The 2,734-nt window shown below is 26.5% G+C and carries 3 protein-coding genes and 1 pseudogene; all 4 read left to right on the top strand.

Annotated features, from left to right (window positions below):
- Positions 1-1,284: pseudogene (locus tag Q0J90_RS12720) on the top strand (TreP protein); the annotation flags it as partial.
- Between the two features lie 83 nt (positions 1,285-1,367).
- Positions 1,368-1,583, top strand: coding sequence for an immunity 17 family protein (locus Q0J90_RS12715; RefSeq protein WP_297278263.1), 216 nt, complete (start codon positions 1,368-1,370; stop codon positions 1,581-1,583).
- A complete protein-coding gene (locus tag Q0J90_RS12710) occupies positions 1,584-2,285 on the top strand; it encodes a uracil-DNA glycosylase family protein (protein ID WP_297278262.1) in 702 nt (233 codons plus the stop codon).
- A 111-nt stretch (positions 2,286-2,396) separates the two neighbouring features.
- A partial coding sequence (locus Q0J90_RS12705; protein WP_297278261.1) for an ankyrin repeat domain-containing protein occupies positions 2,397-2,734 on the top strand: 338 nt, incomplete at its 3' end.

Below are 2,734 nucleotides of genomic sequence, written 5' to 3'. Positions count from 1 at the left end.
TATAAACTTGGAGAAATTGATTTAAATAATAATTCCATGAAGCTTTATACTAAAGATTATTCAGGCGGAGTATTTGCTCCAGTATATGCAGGCAATGAAATTTATTATAAAGGAAGATTCTCAAGATACGATATGCTTATGAAATACAGCGATACGGAGTCTGAGAATAAAAATTTTGTTTATGCTGATAAAACAATAAATAAGTATGAATTTACGCCTCAGATGGATTTAGGAAATTATAATCCTTTTAAATATATTAAGCCTTGGGCTATGTGGGTGCCTTTGCCTCAGGTGAATGATACATTTCCTTTTTTAGTTAATGGACTTGGCATACTATCGGTTATAGCTTCGCCTTCAATGGATAATATAGCACAGATTTGGTTAGGATATGATATACCTTCTAATTTTCTTCAAACAGAATTAACTTTAACATCGTATAATTTGCTTTATCCTTTGTATTTCGGATTTAAAAGCGATGTTGTGTATTCTGCTTATAATTATTGGAGATTAAATGCTTATGTCGCCATGCAGTTTTTAATCAATACAGAAAGTGATAAACTTTATTTTTTACTTGAGCCTGTTGTATCAGGAGCTTTATTTTCTGAATTTGTTAATCCTCAAACTAATACATCGAGTGCATTTACTTGGAAATATTCTTCATGGACTTTCAATATTTCTTTAAAAGCTTCTCTTTTATTTAAAGTAAAAACGGATAAGCCTTACAGAGATGGTTTAGTTGATATAACATTATATCCTACATACTCAATTAAATACAATAAATTTGCTCTTGACTTCAGTACAAAATTTCAAACTAGATATGTTCCTATTAGAGCAAGTTTTTATGGTTCTTATGCTTTTGACAGTATTGCGGCATTTGACGGAGCTTCTACAGTATTCGGAAGCAGATATGTAAAGGCTCCGGAAGAGTTTCACGCCTATGTGAAAAATAAAAAATATAAAGATAATTATTTTTTGGCTGGAGATTTTGAACTTTTAGGTTATTTGGATTCCCAGTTTAATTTGAGTCATATATATTTTGATAATTTTTTTGCTTCTCTTTCATATAGATATGCATACTATTGTAAGGACTATATGCAGTCTGTTGCATTAAAGGCTGGCTTTAATGCAAGCATACCAATATCAGGATATCAGAATGTAGTTACAGGAGAGCCTTATTTATTATTGGCTTTAAGACTGCCTAAAAGTTTTGATAAAAATATAATAGGAAATTATCCTACTTTAAATGATATTTATATTGGATTCGGACTTCAAATGTCTTGGTAATATATTATTGGAATTATAAACTAATTTTATACTATTAATGATTATTTGTTTTAAATTAATGGAGAGTATGTATAATATCTTATATGAATAAATATCCTTATATTATTGGCATATTGGCAGGCTTATTATTTATTTTAGCTGCTGTTTTTAAATGGAATTGGCTTTTAAATCCTAATGCTTCAAATTTTATGGCTTCTATATATGATATTTTTGGAGAAATTGGAGTTAGAATAATTACGGGTATTTTAGGATTTATAATAATAATATCCTGCTTAATTTTATGGATAATAAAAAAATAAATGGAAAAACATGTATTTGATGATATTAATTTCTTTCCAAAGAAAATGAGAGTTTTAATATTGGGTACTTTTCCTGTGCCTAATTTTTCTAATATTGAAAAGTTTGAAAAGCTGAGTGATTATGAAAGAGAAAATGCATGGTATTATTCAAGTAAAAAAAGTGAGTTTTGGAAGATAATAGCGGATAGTTTTGAAATAGATTATAAAAATAATAAAGATTTTCTAACTAACAAAAGTAAAAAGAAAAAACTTTTTGAAAATAATAGAATAGGCATAGCTGATGTATTTTCAAAATGTGAAAGAAAAAATATTGAAAGTGCTAGGGATACTGATTTAATAATAAAAGAATATAATAATATTTTATCTGATATTGTAAAAGATAAAAATAATTATAAAGATTTAGAAACTATAATATTTACAAGCCGTTTTACTGAAAATAATTTTTTTAAGATACTTAATAATAATAATGCTGATTATACTTTAGAAGATAGTGAAGAAGTTTATAAATATTATAATAATGGGGTAAATGATAAAGGCATAACTATTGATATAATAAACGCTTTAAAAGAACGTTTTTTACATATAAATGACATTAAAAAGATAAAACTTACAACAATTACCTTAAAAATAAGCCCTGTAAAAGGCGTCAGCTTGTATTCTACAAAAAAAGAACTTTATAAGTATTATCTTAATAATTTTTAGCATATATACTTGTCATAAATGAAAATAAATTGTAAAGTTATTAAAAATTAATATATATATTTCCGAAATTTAATGATAGCTAAAATTCTATACTTTAAGGAAGAATTAAAAATGCGTTATTTAGTTTTTATTTTGATATTTTTAAATACATTTTTTAGTCTTTTTGCTCAAACTGCCAATGTTAATACAGGAAGATTGGATCAATTATTAGAATATGCCAATACAGGCGATACTAACGGCATAAGAAGATTAATATCTCAAGGTTCTATTTCAAATTTTATAGACTATGGAGATAATCAGGGACATAATGCTCTAATAACTGCTGCTTCAAAAGGATATAAAGATGTAGTATTGCTTTTATTATCTCAGAATGCTAATGTTAATCTTACATGTATACATGGAAAAACAGCATTAACTTATGCTGCAGATGCCGGATATGTAGATATAGT

The organism is uncultured Brachyspira sp., assembly GCF_944390595.1.
In the GTDB taxonomy this organism is placed as follows: Bacteria; Spirochaetota; Brachyspiria; order Brachyspirales; family Brachyspiraceae; genus Brachyspira.
This window is presented reverse-complemented; position numbering and strand designations above follow the sequence as displayed.